We start from the raw sequence: 18,767 nt of genomic DNA on the forward strand, positions 1-18,767 counted from the left end.
AAAAGACCACCTCATTGGTGGTCTTTTCTATTAATCAATCGCCCCATGATCCTCTTTTTCAATCAAAGCAAGGCGTTCATTGATTTCTTCCTGAGTCATTTCGTGCTCTTTCACATACATGTTGCGTTCGTTCGTACGGCATTCGTGACTGCAGCTGCGCATGTATTTGTATTCATTCTCAGGTGTGCAGATCATTTTTTTATTACATGCCGGATTTGCGCAGTTCACATAACGCTCGCACGGCTCGCCCGTGAAATAATCTTTTCCGATGATAACGTGCTCTACGCGGTTGACCGGTACGCTGATTCTTTCGTCAAACACATAGCACTGTCCGTCCCACAGCTGCCCTTGCACTTCAGGATCTTTACCGTAAGTGACGATACCGCCGTCAAGCTGGGACACGTCTTCAAAGCCCTGCTTCAGCAGCCAGCCGGAAAATTTCTCACAGCGTACGCCGCCTGTGCAGTACGTGAGGATTTTTTTGCCTTCAAGCATGTCTTTGTGTTCTTCAATCCAGTCCGGCAGTTCACGGAACGCCTCAATATCAGGTCTGACCGCTCCGCGGAAATGACCGAGGTCATACTCATAGTCGTTTCTGGCGTCGATCACGATCGTGTCAGGATCCTGCATTTGCTCATAAAAGTCTTTCGGTTTCAAATGCTTGCCCGTCGTGACATTCGGATCAACATCATCTTCGAGACGAAGCGTCACCAGCTCTTTTTTATGGCGCACAAACATTTTGCGGAATGCATGGCCGTCAGCCTCGTCAATTTTGATCGGCATGTCGGCAAAACGCGGATCAGCTTTCAGCGCATTCATGTATTGATCCGTCTGTTCAACTGTTCCGGACACCGTGCCGTTAATGCCTTCCTCAGAAATCAAAATACGGCCTAACAGACCGAGCTCCTTACAAAACTTCAAATGCTGAGCCGTGAACTCTTCAGGCTCATCAATCTTTACATATTTATAATAAAGTAAAACTCTATATTGTTTTTCCATGATTTATACACCCTGTTCAATTATATTAATGATCACGCACACTATACTATATCATACAGGAAAACGGGCGAAAGATGAACATTTCCGTCCGTACTCTTTCTTCCAGTCACGCTTCGCCTTTTAAAACCTGCTGAAAATAAAACCGATACGTATTGCGCAAAAAGGTCTCAAGCGAAAGGCCGGCCGCGGTCTGATACTTGCCGATAATAAACGGAAAACGGTCACGGCCTTTTGCCCGCAGAAGATCGGCGCTGTCTTCAGCCAGTTCTGAGATGAGCGCCTCAACAACAGGCCGGCATGCATCCCGCACCGCTTCAAGAATTTGCTGATCGCCTGTATGCCGGTACTGTTCTATCAGCTTTCCCAAATCCTTTTCTTCCATAAAGTTCACTTCCTTACACCATATAAAAAAGAGGAGCAGCTTTTATAAAGCGGACGCCTCCTCCTGTGACTCCGCATAACCGATGATCTGACCGACCTGTAATTCACGGCCTTCAGTCAGGTTATCCGAAGGGGTAAACATATCTTTCTCGAATACTAAAATAACGGTCGATCCAAATGAAAAATAGCCCAGCTCTTCCCCCGTCTCAAGCCGGTTTCCGGTGTTTGTCTGAACGATCGAGTTAATATTCATCGCACCTACCGGAATCATGAGCATCTGCTGATCAGCACGGGTCAGCTCGTACACATAACGGTAATTTTTTGAGAGCACATCTTTCCCGTACTTTAACCCCATCGTATTAACGGGATAGGAGCGTTTCCCCAGCTCGGCCAGCTTTTGATACGTGCAGCTGACGGGAGAATGGAAGCGGTGGTAATGTCTCGGGCTCAGGTAAAGCACGGCAAAACACCCGCCGTTATACTTGTGATCGGCGCTTTTAAACCCCGTCAGTTCAGCGAACGAATAATCCTTCCCTTTTACCATGAAAGTTTGATTGGGATTAATCATGCCCACCGTCTGAACGACGCCGTCCACCGGGCTGACGATGGCGTTCTTCTCTTTTGCCACGGGGCGGAGATTCAAATTAATATCACGAATGAAAAATGACGCCAGTGAATCAAAGTCAGAAGCCGTGCGTTCCGTTTCATTCCAGTTAATGCGATAGTGTTTGGAAAACAGCGGAATCATCGGCTTGCTCAGTTTCGATTCACAGAAGTTTTTAATGAGATAAGACGTCAATCGATTATTAGTCAGTTCAATCAATGAACGGTAAAGAACTTTAGCGGCAGTATTAAACATTGATTACTCCTATGAATTTTCCTATAGTAATAAAAATAAAACACCATAAAAACGCTCCGATGGCGGCGAAGCATAAGTAGGTTTTGAATTCCATTCTGCCGATTCCGGAAAAGTAGCAGGTCACGTGTCTGATGCCGGGGATGAAATAGCCTAAAATAATGGTGTACGGCCCGTACTTCTTCATCCACCTGTCTACTTTCTCCATCCTCTTTTCCTTCAGGCCGACCCATTTCCCGAACTTATTAATAAACGGGCGGCCGGCTTTTCTGCCGATGAAGTAGCTGATAATCATCCCAAGGAGCGCTCCGATAAAGCTGATCAGAATGGAGAGCCCGTAATTCAGCACGTTTAAATGAGCGAAGTAGCCCACAAGCGTCATCATGACTTCATCCGGAATAGGCAATCCGATAATACCGAGTGTCAGCATAAGAAAAATCGCGATATATCCGTAATCGGATATTAATTGCTGAACTAATTCCATCTTCTGCTCTCCAGGTTTTCAGGCGCCTGTTTTTTAAAGTGCGGAAATTTAATGTTGCTGACCATTAAATAACCGAGCGCGATCGTTCCCGCCCCCAGAAGAAAAGCGTTATTGATAAAGCTCAAAATGACAAGACACATACCCGCAAACGGAATCGGCATCCCGATAAACGTCGGCAGCTTGCTTTGTTCAATATTAAATCTGGAAAGACGGATCATCCCGCAGATGCTGTAGGAAAGCGCGATTAAAATTCCGATGAACGGAAGCGTATATAGTGAAACACTGTAAGCGAGCATGGACGGCGCTACGCCGAACGTCACGAGATCAGCAAAAGAGTCAAGCTCTCTTCCCATCTCCGATACCGCGTTCAGCTTACGGGCGGCCAAACCGTCAAAGAAATCAAGAAACATCCCGGTGAAAATAAAGATCACCGCAGAGTGTATATTATGATACAAAAGGGAATGAATCGATAAGAGCCCGCAAATGAAATTTCCAATTGTAATCATACTAGGTATATAATTCACAGTTTACACAAACCTCCAATTAAAACCATATCAAATCGGACTGCGTATGCATAAAGAATACATTTTAAGGAAACATAAAATGAAATTCTTTCAATGCTATCATTCAAATTCTTTTATTATACAGCATTTGGTGTTATTTGAACAATCTAATCTGGTGATTTTTGTTTTTTCGCCGTTCATATTAAGGTAAGCAATCATGGTTTCCTCTATTCCGGATTACCCTGCTTAAATATTCCATGCTGCGATCCGGATTGTCCGTTCTTGATGAATGAAAAGCCGTATGATGTATTGTTATTTCCTTCTCCGGGAAATGAGAACATTACATATAACGATTGCGGACATAAAAAGTTTCAAGAATTAAAAAGCCGGCACAAAACGGCCTCATACATTATCTCACAACCCCGTTTTCCAGTATATAGTCTGTCCAAACAAAAAAGGCGCCTTACCATTACGGTAAAACGCCTTTTAAGATCATTTTATGTAATTGATAAATGACTGAGTGCTTCGGCCGCTCTTTCTCTGGCCTCTTCAACGGTCTCGGCTGCAGAAAGCGCAACCGCCATACGGCGTCCGACTTTCGTGACGGGTTTACCGAATACGCGGACCTGAGTGCTTTTTACCGCCAAAGCTTTCTCCAAACCTTCAACCGCATAATCAGCAAACTCTTTTGGCGCCTTCAGCGGACGGCTTGCCCCCGGCGACAGCTGAGTGATTTCCGGAATCGGGAATCCCAAAACCGCGCGGACATGCAGCGCAAACTCTGACAAATTTTGCGTCACAAGCGTAACGAGCCCCGTATCATGCGGACGGGGAGACACCTCGCTGAAATATACTTTATCTTCAGTAAGGAAAAGCTCCACCCCGAACAAACCGTATCCGCCGAGCTCGTCCGTTATGCTTTTCGCAATGTGTTTCGCCTCTTCAATCTGCTGTTCCGTCATATGATGAGGCTGCCATGATTCAATATAGTCACCGTCTTTTTGTTCATGTCCGATCGGCGCGCAAAAGGACGTACCGTTCGCCGCGCGCACTGTCAGAAGAGTGATTTCTGATTCAAACGGAATGAATTCCTCAACGATGACCCGGCCGTTTTTCACCCGGCCGCCTTCCATTGCCATGTCCCAGCAGCTTTTCAGCCCGGAAGCCGAGCGGCACACGCTTTGCCCTTTTCCGGAAGAGCTCATCAGCGGCTTTACCACGCACGGAAAGCCGATTGTTTCTGCCGCTTCTTTAAATTCTTCATATGTATTCGCGAATTCATAGCCGGCAGTCGGAAGATGAAGCGTCTCTGCCGCAAGCCGTCTGATGCCTTCACGGTCCATCGTCAGCTTTGCCGCACGCGCATTCGGAATGACGTGAAACCCTTCTTCCTCAAGCTTCAGCAGCTCATCCGTCGCAATGGCTTCCACTTCCGGCACGATCAGGTCCGGTTTTTCTTTCTCAATGACTTCTCTGACCTGCGCTTTATCAAGCATATCAATCACATAGCTTTTGTGCGCGGCCTGCATGGCGGGAGCATGCTCATAGCTGTCAACGGCTATAGTGACAACCCCGAGCCGCTGCGCTTCAATGACGACTTCTTTCCCCAGCTCGCCTGATCCTAATAACAACATCTTCTTCGCCTGATACATGTCCTTTGGCCCCTCCCTTTCTATACCCCACTCATTATAACGGAAATATTCAAAAAATAAAGACAAGACAGATTACAAGCTCTATCCTGTCTTTTGTGCTGATTCGAGCGATTCAATCGCCGCTGACACGTCCTTCTCGCAATATTGCCCCATTAAGCATAACGATTCTTCCGCCCGGCAGGCGTGAGAAGCGATGCGGCGCTTTGCTTCCTCATGGTTGTCAAGGATGCCGAGATCACAGAGACTGACGGGGAAACCGAGCCGGCGGTAAAACGGAAGCAGCTCTTCAATCTCATGTCTCCGATTCTCAAGCGCGAGCTGCACCAATATGCCGTAAGCAACCTTCTGGCCGTGCAGCACCTGATGTGTCTCCTGAAGAAAACTGAGGCCGTTGTGGACCGCATGCGCCCCTGCCATCCTGCACAAACGGCCGCCATACCCGCCGACCGTTCCCGCAAGCATAATGATCGTTTCCGCCGTATGGATGAACGGCACGGACAGCTCGCCTTTCTCCATGCTTACGACGGCGGCTTCACTGTAACGCAATAACAGATGACGGATATATTCCGCCTGTCTCAGCCCCGCCTGCGCCATCAGCGGCGGCGCCTCCTCCGTATTTCTGATGACCGCCTCGGCCTCATACCATTTCGCCAGCGTATCACCGATCCCGCTTTTCATATATTCAATGGGAGAGGAAAGCAAAAACAGCGGATCAACAAGCGTCAAATAGCTTGAACGCTTGTGATAATCAACTCTGATAAAATTGCCGCTCTCATCATATATGACACTCAACGGCGTACTTGCCGCACACGTCCCCGCAATGGAAGGAACCATCACAGCCTCAATATCAAGCCGGTCTGCCGCCGCTTTTGCCAAATCCAAAATCGTGCCGCCTCCGATACCGATGATCACATCCGCGTCTTCCGCCTGCTCACAGACCTTACGCACCGCCTCAGGTGAACAGTATCCGTTGTGCTGAATCACATCCCAGGAAGAACCGCCGCCGTAATCGGAGAACGCCTGATAAGATTTGATTCCGGTCACAATAACGGGTTTTCTGAATGTCTCCAGCAGCCCCGGAAGTTCTTTTGCGATTCCTTCCTTGCATATGTACTGATTCGGGCCGCTTCGGACGATATCTTCAGGCTTCATTCGAATCTCTCCTTTGGCTGGAATTTATACATATTTTCTCACTTGTCAGAAAATACATCAACCGGAGGTGCGTCAGCGCTTCGCTTCCTCCGCCTCCAAAAACAGCTCATCAAGCCGCTCCAAAGCCTCTGCCTTTTCAAAACTGCTGAACCACAAATCATCATAAGAATCAAGGATGCGGTAATGGTGGGAAATCAAATGCTGCTGCAAGCGGAACTCGCCTTTTTTCTCGATGGCTTTCCACCACACCTTGCCGCCCATCGTCTTCCCCTTCGGCCTGTCAATTGTGCGGTGAGCAACCGTTTCAATGACCTCCAGCGGATCATCTCCTAATACGGATTGCAGTGTTTCACTTGATCTGAAAAGCGCGCAAACCGCCACAACGTGCGGCCATTCCGCAAGCGCCCGCCCTTTCTCAATCTGCACCAGCGACTTTTTAGAAAGGCCGATCACATCCGCCATTTTCTCCTGTGTGTAGCCTCTCTCCGACCGGATTTTCTTCAGCTGGACTGAGACAAGCTCAGTCATATAATCTTGATCCATCTGAACCTCCATTTTTATCAATATAGCCATTTTACACCGCGGCACGCCTTTTTTATATCAGAACATTTTCAAACAAATCAAAAGGACCCGGGATCGGCTTTTCATTGAAGCGATGTACCTTTCCGCATAATCCAGAATGATGCGGTGAATACAAACGTACGCCCGAAGAGACAGGTGCGGGCTCCCTGGCGGTTGAGCTCCGGAGAAAATAAAAAGCTGCCGCAGCTGCGGCAGCTAAAACATTATAAGCTGAAAATCAAAATTATGAAGCGAATACAATCCAACTCGCACTATAATTGACACGTTTTTTCGAACCTTGATTGACCATTTTAAATCTGTATGAATCTCCTTTTTTTAACGAAGGTGTTTCAAAATAAGTCGTTCCATTTTTCTTTGCATTGGCGGTTTTGATTGTTTTCCAGGCACCTTTGCCGTTGACTTGCTTTTGGACGTATATTTTATACGTGCCCTTCCCTTTACTGTTGGATTTAAAAGTCACGGCTCTCAAGCTGTACTTTTTTGTCGTCTTAGTGAATTTAGGGTGATACGTATTGATCACATAGTTAGTGAAATACCCGCTTTTATAAGTATGAAGCCAGTCTTTAGCCTCTGCTTTTTGCGGAGAAGAAAAACCCATAAAACCAATTCCGCTGATTAAAAGAGTAAAAATAATGATGAGCGACTTAAAAATCTTTTTGCTTTTCATCGAGAAAACCCTTCCTTCCTGTAACTATTTACCCTATTTATGTTAATGACAATATAGCTAATCATAAATCCGTCCAACTAACCATTTTGACTGCAGGAAGAGGTATGAACAGCCCTAAAAATGACTATATGACTACTACTTATGATTCTTGTTATTTTTGATTAAGTGATGATGTTACTTTAAACCGCTATCCATTTTGCTGTTTTTATATCAATTGTCATAGAGAGATCTTTTCCTATCAATGCCTCTCTTTCGGCGTTTGTGCTGCGATTGTATGATGGGGCTGTCCCTGCTTGAACAAACTCATAAACCCATGACAAACTGTCATACGTTTGCCACCTATGAATGAACGCACACTACACATAATGGAGGGATTGCAATGGACGAAATGGTCCTGGAAACACAACAATGGCTGAATGAGACGTACAAAGGCAGACACGGGTACAACAAGGTGCCGGAAAACGGAAAAACAGGCTGGGATACCATTTACGGTCTGACACGGGCGCTTCAAATTGAGCTTGGTATTTCAGAACCCGCCGATAACTTCGGACCGACGACACAAAGATTGTTTAAACCGCTGAAAAAGCAGGCTCCCGATTCTAAGCCGACAAACATGAATTACATTCTGCAGGGGGCGCTGTGGTGTAAAGGATTTAACCCGGGCGGATTTTCTGGCGTTTTCTATGAAAATACCGAAAGCGCTGTAAAAGAGTTTCAAAAAGCGGCCGGGCTCACTAAGCAAGACGGCATCGTCACGGCACTCATTATGAAGGCCTTGCTGGATATGAGCGCTTTTCGGTTAGTAGCGGGAGGCGACAAAAGAATCCGCCAGATCCAGCAGAACCTGAACCGGGATTACAATGACTACATCGGCTTGATGCCTTGTGACGGCTTATATGCCCGCGATACAAACAAGGCTCTCATTTATGCTCTGCAAAAAGAAGAAGGCATGAGCACAAGCGTCGCCAATGGATTTTTCGGGAACGGAACGACCAGCTTATGTCCTACCTTGACTCCCGGCGATTCACGGACAGGCTTTGTTTTGATTGTGCAATACGCGCTTTACTGTAATGGGAAATCATTTGACCCCGGTGAATTCGACGGAAAATACGGCGTCGGAGTTGTATCGGCAGTGAAAGCTTTCCAAGAATTTATGTGTCTGCCGCAGACAGGTTATGCGGACATGCCGACGATTAAAGCTTTATTATCAAGCTCAGGCGACACAACACGGGCTGCTTCAGCTTGTGACACCGCTGCCATTTTGACGGCAGATACGGCTAAAACTTTGCGTGAGAATGGCTATAAGATCGTGGGAAGATATCTGACCGGGAATGTGCGGACGAGCAGCGGACTGACATCGAAAGCGTTAACGTCAAAAGAACTTTCCGCGATTTTCAATGCCGGCTTAAGCGTGTTTCCGATTTATCAGGACGGCGGCTATGAATCTTCTTATTTTGTAAAAGACCAAGGAACGAGAGATGCGTACAGCGCTGCATCAGCCGCCCGAAGATTAGGTTTTCCGTCAGGAACGACCATTTACTTTGCCGTCGATTTCGATGCGTATGATTATGAAGTTACGGATAAAATCATCCCTTACTTCCAAGAAATCAAGTCAGCTTTTATGAAAATGCAGGCGTTCTCAACTGCGCCGAAATATGAAATCGGGGTATACGGGCCGAGAAACATTTGTATCCGGACGTCAGAAGCAGGTCTGACCAAATATAGCTTTACGGCTAACATGTCGACCGGATTCAGCGGCAACCTCGGATACCCGATGCCGAAAAACTGGGCTTTTGATCAATTTTATGAAGGAACGATCGGAAGCGGAGCGGGAAAAGTCGCCATTGACAAAGACGGATACTCCGGAAAAGACTCGGGTGCAAGCAGCGTCCATCCGCCTTCTGATCCTGTGTATGATGCAAGACTGCGTACACTGACGGACATTTTAACAACCATTCCTGCTTTAGAAAATATATCGAATCTTGCGAATGCCATGTTTGAATTCGACAAGACAGAAACCATTTATACATCACCTGAAATGGATATTCTTTTATCCACTTCACTTTTGGCAACAGTGCCAAGCGAAGGTTCTCCCAACACAGTTACCATTACAAACGGCAAACCGGGAGCTTATATTACCGGTCTGATGGGAGATTCACAAGTCTCTTTTACAGCATCACAAATTGATTCCTATCAAAACCTGCTTAACAGTCTGAGCTTGTCAGTCCGCAACGGTTATTTAGAAGTGTATGTCAATCCGTCTGCGGGATCGCTGAATATTCAATTTAAAATTTATACACCTGATATTCCGGTCGGTGACAGTGCTACAACTGGACTAACAACTACCATTACATTTAAAATAAAACAAAAGAGCTTCAGGCTGCCGGATTCCGAAGAGGTGTACTCTCCGGATTGGGATTCTGTCGTGAATACCATGGCTATTGCAGGCGCAGGAATTATTGTTATTGTAGGGATCGGTGCTTTAGTCGTTTTAGCACCTGAATTAGGAGGAGCTGCAGCCTTGTTCAGCACAGTTTTATCACTATTTCTATAATTGAACAGGCAGCTCCTTGCTCCAGGAATGCTCAATGAGTATTCTTGGAGTTATTTTTAAAGGAGGATTCGCATGAAGATTGATATGGAGACATACAAGGACACCGTTCAAAGAATAGAAAATGATTTGATTCCGCGAAGTCAAAATGACAAAGAACTGCTTACATATCTAATGAAACAAGATTCGCTCACACTGAATCAAATGAAAATGTGTTTCACTGAACCGCCCCTCACATTCCGACATACTGTCAAAATCGTATGTACAGTCACTTTCATCACATTATATATCTTTTTTTTCAGCACTCATTTTAATGAATTGATTGAAATGGTTCTGCAGATGGTTTTTGGCCTGGCCGGCCTTGTTTGGATTTTTGCTGTATTTCCGTTTTCAAGGAAAATCCAAGTGTCTGACCGTTTCAGACAAAAATCTGAAAACACCCGTATCACCGGAATGATAGACTTTGTCCTCGAACAACGATACAAAGACATGATCAGTTAAAAACCCCTCTGCTTAAGGGGTTTTTTTTATGATGCAATCCCTTCACCCCCCTTATCAAAAAAGGCTCTTCCCCTTTGGAAATAACCGGAACACCCAATTTCGTTTTCAATATAATGAGGTAGTGGATCTGCAAAGAAAGAAGGGCGACATGATGGGTATCATTAATGGCAAAATGTTCATTGACCGATTAAATCAGCTTGGAAATGAGATTTGGCTTGATGGTGAAAAGATCGAGGGACAGATTTCTGAACATCCCGCATTTAAGGGCCTTCTGGAAACGAAGCGCTCTCTTTATGATTTGCAAACGAAACCGGACATGAAAGATCAAATGACTTACAGTCTTCCCGGTAAAAAAGAACGGGCCGGGCTTTCATACCTGCAGCCGAAAACGAAAGAAGACGTAAAAAGAAGAAGAAACATGTTCGAACATTGGGCCAGGCACACGCACGGAATGATGGGACGAAGCCCGGATTATATGAATACCGTGCTGATGAGCTTCGCCTCCTCTGCCGCGCTTTTGAAAGACCGCGATCATTGTTTTCCGGAACATGTTCAAGCGCTGTACGAACGCGCTGCCGCACAGGATCTTTCTTTTACGCACACGTTTATCACCCCTCAGGTGAATCGTTCACAAATGGGCGTAAACGTATCGCCGACACCTATCTCGGCAAAAGTCGTCGATAAAAATGAAAAAGGCCTCATCATACACGGCGCGCGGATTTTAGCCACACAAGGCGGCCTGACGGATGAAGTGCTCGTGGTTTCTCTGCCTAAGATGTATTTTGAATCGGATGAAGCGTTCGCTTTTTCAATCCCTTCCAATACAAAGGGAGTAAAATTTATCTGCAGGGAATCTTTCGTACTCGGAAAATCATCGTTTGATTATCCGCTCAGCTCAAGATATGAAGAAATGGATTCTATCGTTGTATTTGATCACGTTTTGGTCCCTTGGGAACGCGTATTTTTTTACAATAATTACGAGGCGGCTTTTGATTTTAATATGAAAAGCTCTTTTAACGCCTTCGCATTTCATCAAGTTATCACGAGACAAATTGTAAAGACGGAGTTTCTCCTTGGCCTCGCCCAAACGCTTGTCGATGCGATAGATGTAGGCGAATATCAGCATATTCAGGCTAAGATGGCTGAGATCATCACCGGTCTGGAAACGATGAAAGCCCTTTTGGAAAAGTCGGAGAATGATGCGGAAACAGACGAATGGGGTTATATGCGTCCGAGTGTCACTCCGCTTCGTGTGGTCAGCGCGATTTTCCCTGACATCTACCCGCGCTTCACGGAAATCATCCAGCTGATCGGGGCAAGCGGAATGGTGACTTTGCCGACTGAAAAAGCGTTCCGTTCCGACATCAGAGGAGACCTTGACCAATATTTGCAGGCGGCCGAATTGAACGCTGAAGACCGGGTAAAAGTGTTCCGCCTCGCATGGGATTTGACCATGAGCCCCTTTGGAACAAGGCAGACACAATATGAGCGGTACTTCTTCGGTGACCCCGTCCGCTTAGCCAGCCATCTGTACAGAAGCTATCCGAAAGAAGAACAGACCGCGGTCATCAAGGAATTCCTGCACATTCATAAATAAAACAAAGCAGAGATGTGTTCTCTGCTTTTGATAGCTGGATCGGCTGCCGCCGATCCTATTTTTTATTTTGGCTGATCACCACCATCGTAATATGCGATAACGCGAAAGAGACGAGCGTGTACACGACGGCCCACCCGATAAACGAGAAATTCAATATGGTAAAGGTACATATAAGGCAAACGGCCAAAGCGGCAGCCGGCATAATGAACGCGTTTTTAAACAGGTACGTTCCGGCGACTGACAGGATGATGATACAAAGCGGCAGAACACCGAACGCAAAATCCAATTCATCAATCAACAGATGCACTCCCTTCGCTTTTCTTAGTTCGGCCTAACACATCTTATGCCTGAGTACAAAATCGAGTACCTCAAATCTTTCGCGCTCCGGCTGATATTCCCTCCGGTTATTTATTCAAAAAAATGAAAACTTTCCTTAAAGCGTTTACATCCACGTCAGACTGTGGTAATTTAAGAAAGCGCTATCATATACAAGTTAATGATTTTTGGATGGAGATGAGGAGAACCAGGAAACCCCGCCCTTTCATAAGGGTGATTTCTGGTTCTTTTTGTCATTTTCAAGGAAAGGAGTCATACATACATCATGATAGACGTTCAGCAAAGGGGAGGATATGATGTTTCAATTGTTCAAGCCGGCTCCGCATATTGAGAGATTGGATGATTCAAAGACGGATGCGGCCTATAAACGGCTGAGGCTGCAGGTATTTTTGGGGATTTTCATCGGGTATGCCGGGTATTATTTACTTCGCAAAAACTTTGCCTTCGCTATTCCTTATTTTCAGGAACAAGGGTTTTCAAAAGGGGAACTTGGCTTGGTGCTTGCGGCCGTATCAATCGCTTACGGCTTCAGCAAATTTATTATGGGGATGGTGTCTGACCGCTGCAACCCGAGGTATTTCCTTGCGACAGGTCTGTTTTTGTCAGGTGTCGTCAACATTTTATTTGTTTCCATGCCATGGGTCACGTCAAGCGTGACGATTATGTTCATTTTTATGTTTATTAACGGATGGTTTCAAGGGATGGGCTGGCCGCCTTGCGGACGGACGATGGCTCATTGGTTTTCCATCAGTGAACGCGGAACGAAAATGTCGATATGGAATGTCGCCCATAACATAGGCGGAGGTATTCTCGCCCCGCTCGTGACTCTCGGCATCGCCATGTTTGTTACTTGGAAAAGCGTATTTTTCTTTCCGGCGATTATCGCCATTGTCATTTCATTTGTGATTGTTCTTCTCGTTCGGGACACGCCGCAATCCTGCGGGCTTCCGCCGATTGAAGAATATCGGAATGACTATCCGAAACATGCGTTCAAAGACCAGGAAAAAGAGATGACGACCAAAGAAATTCTTTTTAAATACGTGCTGAATAATAAATTTCTGTGGTATATCGCATTTGCCAATGTCTTTGTTTATTTCGTGCGGTACGGTGTCGTTGACTGGGCGCCGACCTATTTGACGGAAGCGAAAGGGTTCTCTCCTGAAGACTCCAGATGGTCTTATTTCCTTTATGAATATGCGGGAATTCCGGGAACGATTTTGTGCGGCTGGATCAGCGACCGGTTTTTCAAAAGCCGCCGCGCACCGGCCGGCGTGCTGTTCATGGCCGGCGTATTTATCGCTGTATTGGTCTACTGGCTTAACCCTGCCGGTCATCCGCTCATCGATAATATCGCGCTGATCAGCATCGGATTCTTAATCTATGGGCCTGTCATGCTGATCGGACTTCAGGCCATTGACCTTGCGCCTAAAAAAGCGGCGGGAACGGCAGCCGGCTTAACCGGGTTTTTCGGCTACATCGGTGGCTCTGCTTTCGCCAACGCCATCATGGGTTATGTTGTAGACCGCTTTGACTGGAACGGCGGCTTTATCATGCTTATCTCCTCATGCGTGCTGTCCATCGTCTTCTTGGCTATGACGTGGAATACGGGCAAGCGGGCGGAGCATGTGTAAGAAAACAACATAAAAGATTAATATTTTTGCAGTACAGCATTTACAACGATTTTCTACACTAGAGACAGATATTGATTTTTAAGGGGGAAGAAAACATGCGGAAACATAAGTTGTTTGCTTTGGTATTGCTTTCATTCGGTTTATTGTCATTCATCGTCACGCCTGTATCGGCGGCGGGAAAAGGAAACCTCTTGTCTCCTGACAGAATTTTAACCATTGCCCATCGCGGTGCTTCGGGGTATGTCCCGGAGCACACGATCCTTTCTTATGAAACTGCGCAAAAAATGAAGGCTGACTATATTGAGCTGGATTTACAAATGACAAAAGACGGCAAGCTGATCGTCATGCATGATGAAAAGCTGGACCGCACCACAAACGGACAAGGCTGGGTGAAGGATCATACATTAGCCGAGATTCAAAAGCTCGACGCCGGTTCTTGGTTCAATAAGGCCTATCCGGAAAAAGCAAAACCGCAATACGCCGGACTTCGCGTTCCCACACTTGATGACGTGTTAAAACGGTTCGGCAGACATGCAAACTATTATATTGAAACAAAGGCGCCTGAAACATATCCGGGTATGGAAGAAAAACTGATCGCTTCACTGAAAAAATATAAATTGGCAGGAAAGCATGCGAAACTTGGACAAGTGATCATTCAGTCTTTCAGCAGGGACAGCCTTCTGAAAATCAAACAGCTCGATCCGAAACTTCCCGCCGTCCAATTGCTTGAAGCGGAACAGATGACGTCAATGACTGACGCAGATTTAACGGACATCAAAACATATGCCGTCGGAATCGGACCGGATTACAAAGCGCTGAACGCTCAAAACGTCCGGAACATACGCAGCCACGGCCTACTGCTTCACCCTTACACCGTGAACAGCGAGACGGACATGCGCCGTCTGCTGAATTGGGGCGTAACCGGTGTGTTTACCAACTATGCGGATATATTCCAAAAGGTTAAAAAAGAATATAAATAATAAACCACATGGGTTCGGAGATGATGCCGAACCCATGTTTTTTTGCCCGATAATGCAAACGCCATCATGGGTTATATAGCGGGTGGGGCATGTTATTAAAAGGCTGAGATTCACCTTAATTGTAAAAAGGTATCACAGTAATGATGAATTACTTGTGATACCTTTTTAATCAAAGGAATATAATTATTTATTTCTATTATCTATTTTCTTTCTTATACTATTTGTAATATATGATAATATTATTGATACTAAACCATAGACAACAACCCATCCCCAGAAAGATAGATTAAAAACAGTAAACATTAGTATGACAGAAACAACTATGCTGACAAGCGGCATTATATACACTTTTTTGAAAATATACGTGAATATAATCGATAAGACAATAATAGAAAGTGGTAAAATACCAAAAGCAATATCTAGCTCATCCATTATTATTCTCCTTTGTGAATTTAATTTCCCCTTAAGTATACTCACTCAGCTGTCTAGCCATTTATATCTAATCACTCCATACTTCTTTGTTTTTCTTAATCATAAAAAAGTCATATTCAGAAACATGGGTATTGTTAATAATTTTTTCAAGTCCTCTGATAGGAGTAGATTTTAATTTTTTTCCGTTTTTATAAGAGTAAGAATTAATCACATATTTCCCGCCCTTGCTTATTTCTAACAAGAAAATTTCAGACTCGTCAAAATAAGTGAATTTTGCTTGGTTTTCAAATTTTGTTGACCTATGTAATGGAAGTTTTTTCTTTGGCTTCATACTTTTCAGATCGAAAGTATAAAGTATTGAATTAGCTGCCAAATGATATAAAGTGTCATTTTTCACAAAAAAGTTATTAGTGGAAAGAGGAATAGCCAGCTGAGAAATTTCATCAGGGATATGATAACTGCCTAAAGGATATGCACCTTTAAACTTATTATGCTTTAAATCAATTTCTGCTACTTTGAATTGTACTTTGTTTGATTTATCCGTTTGGTTATATAGTATAAAAAAGGCTGAGCTTTTTTTAACTATTATCTGTGAATAAACACTCCAATTTTCTTCATTTAATATAGGAATTGTTGTTCCTTTCCCAACTGTAACTTTATCTTTATCTATTTTAATACCCTGAAAAGTCGGTGTTTTGATTGAAGAATCTTCATTTATCACGTAAATATATTCACCGTCATTACCGGTACTTGTATAGAAACCCGGAATAACTTTTTCATGAAATCCACTGCTGTTACCCCATCTGATTAAACTATTATAATGGTTTTCACCGACTCCTTGATTATTCAAAAAATAAAAGATATTTTCTTTTATTAAATGGCCTGATGATTGCCCATAACTTGTATGTACTTGATGCTGCATCGGGAATTTTTTAAAGTTATCGCCTATCATATAAACTTCTTTTTTGTCCTGTCTAACTATGTTTTTTTTCATCTTGTGCAATGGTTCCAACTTCAATAGCATCTCCTTTTACAGCTGTTGCTTTTCCTTTTTCATCAATATATACAGTATAACTCCCATCTTTAGGGTAATCTATTGTAGCTGAATAATATATAGCTGCAATTTTATCATTCAAGAAATTCTTTTCTTTTTCTGTTTCAGTTTGTTTAACATCAGAAACTGTATTAGTATATTTAAAAGTTCCGATACATATAAATATACCTATTAATACTATGACCGCAATTATAATTAACCACTTAATCTTGTTCAAATATAATCTCACTCCTTAAAATAATATGACTCCCTAAATAAACTTAGGGAGTGAAAATAATTCATCTAATTGTTTTAATAGTTTTTGTATAACCGGAATCTCTGATGTCTCTAGGGTAGACGCCCAGTCCTAATTTTCGCGTTTTTATACTTATTACCTCGTGCTATTTGTTTATTCTCCTATATTTTAATTCATTATACAATTATTGTAATCTAAACTTACGTACTGAATTTTTTCTGTGGTTAATTATTTGTTTTGTCTCTAAAACTTTGACTTAGGAGTACAGGAAAAAGGATGAAGCATGGAGAAGAAGAAACATAAAAGATTAATAGTTGCCCAACATATCTTTTACATTCATTGTTTAGTATGGAAGGCAGTTATTGATAAGGCGGAGAAATCATGAAAAAAAAGAATACTGGCCTTGGTTTTCGTCGTTAGGCTTGCTCTCAATCTCGTCAGCCTGTATCGAGCGAGCATGGGTTCGGGGATGATGCCGAACCCATGTTTTTTTGCCCGATAAAAAAACCTTGCGGGAACGTTACCGCAAGGTTTTTAACAATCATTATTCTTTTCCGGCGGCGGCTTCCGCCTGTCCGCCTTTTAATTGATCGTTGATTGCTTTGGCGTCTTTCAAATACTCAGTCTTGAATCCGCTCTTCAGCGCCCACGCATAGAAGGCAAGGGCAACGATTGCGATCAGCCCCATATCCCATCCGTACGGAATGATGTTCAGACCGCCGAATTTTTCACTTCCGAGCCATGAAATGACCATCATGCTGAGCAGATAGACAACCATCCAGACGCCGCCTTTAAAGTTTCTGCGGAATCCTTTCCACTTCACTTTCGCTTGGTAGTAGAAATAAATCGGAAGGCCGATCAAAATGATAAACAGCACCTGCCCTGTTAACGGCCAGCGCGCCCAATACAGCACGAGAGACGCGAACACGAAGCCGAGCGGTGCAACCACGCTGAGGCCTTTCAGACGGAGAGGCCTGTACAAATCCGCCGCCGTCCGCCGCAGCGTCATCACCGTCACTGGACCCGTGATATAAGAAATCAGCGTCGCAACGGAAATGATTTCAGCAAGCACGCCCCATCCTCTGAATAAAAACAGAAAGATAAACGATACGATCAGGTTGAAAATCATCGCTTGGCGCGGCACGCCGTACAGCGGATGAAGCTTTCCGAAAATGCTCGGCATATATTTATTTTTTTCCATGCCGTAAATCATGCGGGACGTCGTAGCGGTATAAGTGATACCCGTTCCCGACGGAGATACGAACGCATCCGCATAAAGAATAATGACAAGCCAATTGATATTCAATGCGATCGCCAAATCGGCAAATGGAGAGTTAAAGTTCAGGTGACTCCAGCCGTGAACGATCATGGAAGGTTCAACCGCACCGATAAATGCGATTTGCAATAGGACGTAAATGACGGTTGCGACCAACAGCGAACCGACAACCGCAATCGGAATCGATTTGCCGGGATTTTTTGCTTCTCCGGCCATGTTAATCGGGCTTTGAAACCCGTTAAACGCAAATACGATACCTGATGTAGCCACCGCCGTCAGCACGCTCGCCCAGCCGTTCGGCGCAATGCTTGAACCGGATGTGAAGTTTCCGCCGTGAAAACCGGTAAACAGCAGCGCTCCGATTGTCAGCCCCGGAATAATAATTTTAAAGATGGTAATCAATGAATTCGCTTTTGAAAACAAGTTAACTGTCCAATAATTCAGTAAAAAGTAAATAATCAGCAATACGGATGCGAAGCCGAGCCCCTCTCCCGTAAGTGTGCCGTTGTGAACGAGATTGCTTGTCCACTTTGCCCAGTCCCACGGCCATGAGCTCATATATTGAACAGACGCAACCGCCTCCACCGGAATAACGGAAACAATCGCAATCCAGTTTGCCCATCCTGCGATAAATCCAATAAATGATCCATGAGAATATTGAGTATATTTTACCATTCCCCCGGCTTCCGGGAACATTGAACCCAATTCACTGTAAGAAAGTGCGATAAACAAAATTACGATCATACCGATAATCCAGGAAATAATTGCGGCAGGTCCCGCAATCTGAGCCGCCCGCCACGCCCCGAATAACCAACCGGAGCCAATCATCGACCCAAGTCCGACCATCATGAGTGCAAACGTTCCCATTCTGCGATGTAATTGATTCATAAAGTTAACA

At 44.5% G+C, this 18,767-nt stretch carries 19 protein-coding genes; 5 read left to right on the forward strand and 14 right to left on the reverse strand.

The window, feature by feature from the left end:
* Positions 1 to 30: 30 nt before the first annotated feature.
* The 9 genes from trhO to OWN49_RS17940 all read right to left on the reverse strand — a co-directional run bounded on the left by trhO (position 31) and on the right by OWN49_RS17940 (position 7,276).
* Positions 31 to 999, reverse strand: a complete 969-nt coding sequence (gene trhO / locus OWN49_RS17900) for an oxygen-dependent tRNA uridine(34) hydroxylase TrhO (RefSeq protein ID WP_077721741.1) — start codon at positions 997 to 999, stop codon at positions 31 to 33.
* A 106-nt stretch (positions 1,000 to 1,105) separates the two neighbouring features.
* Positions 1,106 to 1,381 carry a hypothetical protein gene (locus tag OWN49_RS17905; protein WP_003156709.1) on the reverse strand — a complete coding sequence of 92 codons (276 nt, stop codon included), beginning with the start codon at positions 1,379 to 1,381 and terminating at the stop codon, positions 1,106 to 1,108.
* A gap of 42 nt (positions 1,382 to 1,423) precedes the next feature.
* Entirely contained in the window at positions 1,424 to 2,239 is an 816-nt protein-coding gene (locus OWN49_RS17910) for a phosphatidylserine decarboxylase (RefSeq protein WP_015239079.1), read from the reverse strand.
* Positions 2,232 to 2,720, reverse strand: coding sequence for a DedA family protein (locus OWN49_RS17915; RefSeq protein WP_003156711.1), 489 nt, complete (start codon positions 2,718 to 2,720; stop codon positions 2,232 to 2,234). Before OWN49_RS17915 ends, OWN49_RS17910 begins: the two co-directional genes overlap by 8 nt.
* Positions 2,711 to 3,244 carry a CDP-diacylglycerol--serine O-phosphatidyltransferase gene (gene pssA, locus OWN49_RS17920; protein WP_003156712.1) on the reverse strand — a complete coding sequence of 178 codons (534 nt, stop codon included), beginning with the start codon at positions 3,242 to 3,244 and terminating at the stop codon, positions 2,711 to 2,713. Before pssA ends, OWN49_RS17915 begins: the two co-directional genes overlap by 10 nt.
* Before the next feature lie 476 nt (positions 3,245 to 3,720).
* Complete coding sequence (gene purT, locus OWN49_RS17925; RefSeq protein ID WP_176283095.1) at positions 3,721 to 4,875, reverse strand: phosphoribosylglycinamide formyltransferase 2; 1,155 nt, start codon at positions 4,873 to 4,875, stop codon at positions 3,721 to 3,723.
* Between the two features lie 81 nt (positions 4,876 to 4,956).
* Positions 4,957 to 6,027: an iron-containing alcohol dehydrogenase family protein gene (locus OWN49_RS17930; RefSeq protein WP_167859846.1), complete on the reverse strand. Its 1,071-nt coding sequence runs from the start codon at positions 6,025 to 6,027 to the stop codon at positions 4,957 to 4,959.
* A gap of 72 nt (positions 6,028 to 6,099) precedes the next feature.
* Entirely contained in the window at positions 6,100 to 6,570 is a 471-nt protein-coding gene (locus OWN49_RS17935) for a helix-turn-helix transcriptional regulator (RefSeq protein WP_003156718.1), read from the reverse strand.
* Positions 6,571 to 6,832: 262 nt separating this feature from the next.
* Complete coding sequence (locus tag OWN49_RS17940; RefSeq protein WP_017419322.1) at positions 6,833 to 7,276, reverse strand: hypothetical protein; 444 nt, start codon at positions 7,274 to 7,276, stop codon at positions 6,833 to 6,835.
* Between the two features lie 379 nt (positions 7,277 to 7,655).
* Here OWN49_RS17940 and OWN49_RS17945 point away from each other — a divergent pair, with 379 nt between their 5' ends.
* From OWN49_RS17945 to hpaB, 3 genes are all read left to right on the forward strand, one after another.
* Entirely contained in the window at positions 7,656 to 9,830 is a 2,175-nt protein-coding gene (locus OWN49_RS17945; RefSeq protein ID WP_063174905.1) for a glycoside hydrolase domain-containing protein, read from the forward strand.
* A gap of 72 nt (positions 9,831 to 9,902) precedes the next feature.
* Positions 9,903 to 10,328 carry a hypothetical protein gene (locus OWN49_RS17950; RefSeq protein ID WP_101562654.1) on the forward strand — a complete coding sequence of 142 codons (426 nt, stop codon included), beginning with the start codon at positions 9,903 to 9,905 and terminating at the stop codon, positions 10,326 to 10,328.
* Between the two features lie 151 nt (positions 10,329 to 10,479).
* Complete coding sequence (gene hpaB / locus OWN49_RS17955) at positions 10,480 to 11,925, forward strand: 4-hydroxyphenylacetate 3-monooxygenase, oxygenase component (protein ID WP_015388754.1); 1,446 nt, start codon at positions 10,480 to 10,482, stop codon at positions 11,923 to 11,925.
* A gap of 55 nt (positions 11,926 to 11,980) precedes the next feature.
* Here hpaB and OWN49_RS17960 read toward each other — a convergent pair whose 3' ends face one another.
* Positions 11,981 to 12,223 (reverse strand): DUF2651 family protein, encoded by a 243-nt coding sequence (locus OWN49_RS17960; protein ID WP_003156724.1) that lies wholly within the window; start codon positions 12,221 to 12,223, stop codon positions 11,981 to 11,983.
* 334 nt (positions 12,224 to 12,557) lie between these two features.
* Here OWN49_RS17960 and glpT point away from each other — a divergent pair, with 334 nt between their 5' ends.
* Positions 12,558 to 13,892, forward strand: a complete 1,335-nt coding sequence (glpT, locus tag OWN49_RS17965; protein WP_003156725.1) for a glycerol-3-phosphate transporter — start codon at positions 12,558 to 12,560, stop codon at positions 13,890 to 13,892.
* A 95-nt stretch (positions 13,893 to 13,987) separates the two neighbouring features.
* Entirely contained in the window at positions 13,988 to 14,872 is an 885-nt protein-coding gene (locus OWN49_RS17970; protein WP_156735986.1) for a glycerophosphodiester phosphodiesterase, read from the forward strand.
* 183 nt (positions 14,873 to 15,055) lie between these two features.
* Here the strand turns inward: OWN49_RS17970 and OWN49_RS17975 are convergent, their stop codons facing one another.
* From OWN49_RS17975 to OWN49_RS17990, 4 genes are all read right to left on the reverse strand, one after another.
* Positions 15,056 to 15,304, reverse strand: a complete 249-nt coding sequence (locus OWN49_RS17975) for a DUF2651 family protein (RefSeq protein ID WP_077721735.1) — start codon at positions 15,302 to 15,304, stop codon at positions 15,056 to 15,058.
* A 67-nt stretch (positions 15,305 to 15,371) separates the two neighbouring features.
* The gene (locus OWN49_RS17980; protein WP_245133890.1) at positions 15,372 to 16,316 is read right to left on the reverse strand and encodes a hypothetical protein; all 945 of its coding nucleotides are present in this window, start codon (positions 16,314 to 16,316) and stop codon (positions 15,372 to 15,374) included.
* Positions 16,279 to 16,575 (reverse strand): hypothetical protein, encoded by a 297-nt coding sequence (locus tag OWN49_RS17985; RefSeq protein ID WP_245133889.1) that lies wholly within the window; start codon positions 16,573 to 16,575, stop codon positions 16,279 to 16,281. Before OWN49_RS17985 ends, OWN49_RS17980 begins: the two co-directional genes overlap by 38 nt.
* 562 nt (positions 16,576 to 17,137) lie before the next feature.
* Positions 17,138 to 18,757 carry an APC family permease gene (locus OWN49_RS17990; protein WP_063174899.1) on the reverse strand — a complete coding sequence of 540 codons (1,620 nt, stop codon included), beginning with the start codon at positions 18,755 to 18,757 and terminating at the stop codon, positions 17,138 to 17,140.
* Positions 18,758 to 18,767 lie beyond the last annotated feature (10 nt).

The sequence above is a fragment of the Bacillus sp. NEAU-242-2 genome, from assembly GCF_027853835.1.
GTDB lineage: Bacteria > Bacillota > Bacilli > Bacillales > Bacillaceae > Bacillus > Bacillus velezensis.